Source organism: Polaromonas sp. CG_9.7, from assembly GCF_015752205.1.
GTDB lineage: Bacteria > Pseudomonadota > Gammaproteobacteria > Burkholderiales > Burkholderiaceae_C > Polaromonas.
Genome location: NZ_JADOVG010000042.1, coordinates 1 through 2496 on the forward strand (window position 1 = coordinate 1; position 2496 = coordinate 2496).

Annotated in this window: 4 protein-coding genes and 1 pseudogene; 2 read left to right on the plus strand and 3 right to left on the minus strand. The window is 59.2% G+C overall.

All coding sequences use genetic code 11. The features are described from left to right. On the plus strand, positions 1-504 hold a 504-nt coding region (locus IWX87_RS19365; protein WP_231374934.1), incomplete at its 5' end, for an integrase core domain-containing protein. A 7-nt stretch (positions 505-511) separates the two neighbouring features. Here the strand turns inward: IWX87_RS19365 and IWX87_RS20105 are convergent. The 3 genes from IWX87_RS20105 to IWX87_RS19380 form a co-directional block, all read right to left on the minus strand. Further along, positions 512-1042 (minus strand): hypothetical protein, encoded by a 531-nt coding sequence (locus IWX87_RS20105; protein ID WP_196865132.1) that lies wholly within the window; start codon positions 1040-1042, stop codon positions 512-514. A gap of 81 nt (positions 1043-1123) precedes the next feature. Beyond that, positions 1124-1486 (minus strand): IS66 family insertion sequence element accessory protein TnpB, encoded by a 363-nt coding sequence (tnpB, locus tag IWX87_RS19375; protein WP_196865133.1) that lies wholly within the window; start codon positions 1484-1486, stop codon positions 1124-1126. Then, positions 1474-1845 (minus strand): transposase, encoded by a 372-nt coding sequence (locus IWX87_RS19380; RefSeq protein ID WP_196865134.1) that lies wholly within the window; start codon positions 1843-1845, stop codon positions 1474-1476. Before IWX87_RS19380 ends, tnpB begins: the two co-directional genes overlap by 13 nt. Positions 1846-1919: 74 nt before the next feature. Between IWX87_RS19380 and IWX87_RS19385 the strand changes: the two are divergent. Further along, positions 1920-2215 (plus strand): annotated as a pseudogene (locus IWX87_RS19385) (IS3 family transposase); the annotation flags it as partial. Positions 2216-2496: the final 281 nt, after the last annotated feature.

Here is a 2496-nt window from a genome sequence, read left to right on the forward strand (position 1 = left end):
TCCGTCAACGCGCAAAAGAAATTGCGCAATCTCAAATTGCCGCTTGACAAACAGAAGGGCGTCAACGGCGCGCCCATGAAGGGCGAAACCATGCTGGCAACCATGCAGCGCCTGGGAGTGGCCCACACGCGCAGCCGTCCGTCCGTGAGCAATGACAATCCATATGTGGAAGCGGCCTTCAGAACCCTGAAGTACCGCCCCCAGCTACCCGTCAAGCCGTTTGAAAATTTGCTGGCTGCGCGGCGCTGGGTTACGGAGCTAGCGCATTGGTACAACGATCAGCATCGCCACAGCGCGATTGCCTTCGTGACGCCAGCGCAGCGCCATGCCGGCTTAGACCTGGCACTGCTTGAGGAGCGCAAGCTCGTCTATGAACGAGCCCGCCAGAACAACCCCCAACGCTGGTCAGGGCAGCCTCGCCAGTGGACGTATGTCGATGTCGTGCACCTGAACCCAGAAACCCCGCAAATCAAGGAGTCTCAACACACGCAAAAAGCAGCCTGACTCCACTTCACTTTAGGCGACAACTTCCTTGACAGCCACCGTCTTCGCCGATGCGCTTTAACTGGCAGCCACAGGTGCAGGTGGTGCTGTCGGGTTCGTGGTGCAGCTCAACGCGGGGCAGCTCTGGCGGCAAGGCTGCGCGCTTAGGTTGCTGGCGGGGTTCTTTGGCTGCGTTGGCCGGTGGCGCCAGGTCCTGAAGCTCTTGCTCAATAGCGGCGATGTCGGCATCGATGGTTTCATCAAGCAGACTAGCCTGGCCAGCGTCGAGTTGTTCGCGGCTGCGACCAAACTTCCAGCGCTTGAGCACTGCCATCTCATGCGTGAGCTGGTCGATCTTGGTCTGGCGGTACAGGATCTCGCGGTCTTTGCTGGAGATGGTTTGGTCCAGGCTGGCGATTTGCTGGTCGAGTGCATTGATCTGCAGACTGCGCGCACCGATCTCCTGATCATTGCGAGCAACTTGTGCGATCAAATCAGTGACGCGTTCGCGCAGTTGATCTGCGTTCAAGCCGGACAGTGATTCGGGTGCGACAACCATGAACGCAAGTGTGCCCGTGCCCCCGAAAATTGCCTATTGGCGCATCCCCCAATAGACGCAAACGCACCTCGTAATCCAGAATCACACCACGCTGATAATGCCGCCCTCGCCGATGCGTGACCAGGGCAAGCCCAGTACCAAGGCATCCAATTGGGCGCGGCTCAAACTCACACGATTGACGCCACCGGGCGCACTTGCAGCACGGGTCTGGGGCCAGACAAAGTGGCCTTGGTGCAGCCGCCTTGCTGCCAGCCAGATGCCGATACCGTCATGCACCAGCACCTTCATGCGGTTGGCACGCCGATTGGCAAACAGGTAGGCCGTATGGGGGTGGGCGGCACCGAATACACCCACCACGCGGGCCAGCGCCGTGTCCGTGCCGGCGCGCATGTCCAGAGGTACGGTGGACAGCCATACCGCGTCGATGCGAATCACTTCAAGCACTCGCGCAGCCACTGCGCGCAGGCGGCGCCACCGGCAAGTGGCCAGTGCACGACGATGGTGGTATTGGCGCGTTTGACCTCAACGCGGATGTCAGCAGTGGGCTGCACGGTTGCCGGCTCTGCAGCCCAATTCAATGTGACAGGCACAAAGGTCTGTGGCCGATTGACCAGTGTGCCCTGGCTGTGTTCTCGCAACCAGCGGTGCACGATGTTGGCATTGATGCCGTGCTGCATTGCCACCCCGGCAATGGACGCGCCGGGCTGGGCGCAGGCTCCGACAACTTGCAGTTTGAGTTCGGGACTGTAGAACCGTCGCTTGGGGACTTGGGGGGTGCGAGTCTCGCTCGCAATGGTGTGCATGATGTTCATCGCGCACACTATCTCTGAATGTCAGCAAGCCTTCAATGTGTGTTTGCCGGACGCATACCGCCCGGCACTACCTGGACCATGATCGCTGCCTGGCTGGAACCCTGAAGGCACTGGGATACCCGTGCCGCAAAACGCTCGCAGCCTGGCTCAACGAGCTGCATCCCGAAACGAGGAAACGCATTGTCGGCAAAGCGCGCAGCGTGCCGCGCCCTCAAGCGCTAAAGCAGACAGCTGTTCAATCGAGCTGTGCACCCGGCAGACAAGTGCGCAAGCCATTGCACAAAAGCTGGCCGTGAGCAGGCCGACGCTGTACCAATGGAAAAATCAATTACTGGGTACTGAGGCTCCCGCATCCATGAAATGGGCTGCGTCAGCCCAATGATGTTTGAGCAACGCTGGATCGCGGCCCAGCAGCAAGACAGGAAATCCGCATAATAGGCAGCTATGAAGTATGGAAAACAGGGGCAAGATCAGTTGTCCAGAAGGCACGCCGCTGGATCGCATTACGGCAAGACGCAGGATTGGTGGCCGCCGCCCTACGGTTAATCCATTTCGTTATACACAACTCCGGCAAAATTCCCCTCAAGAAAGATTTGAAGGAAAACGATGGGCTGGGCAGGCACTGAATTTGAGACGATAGAC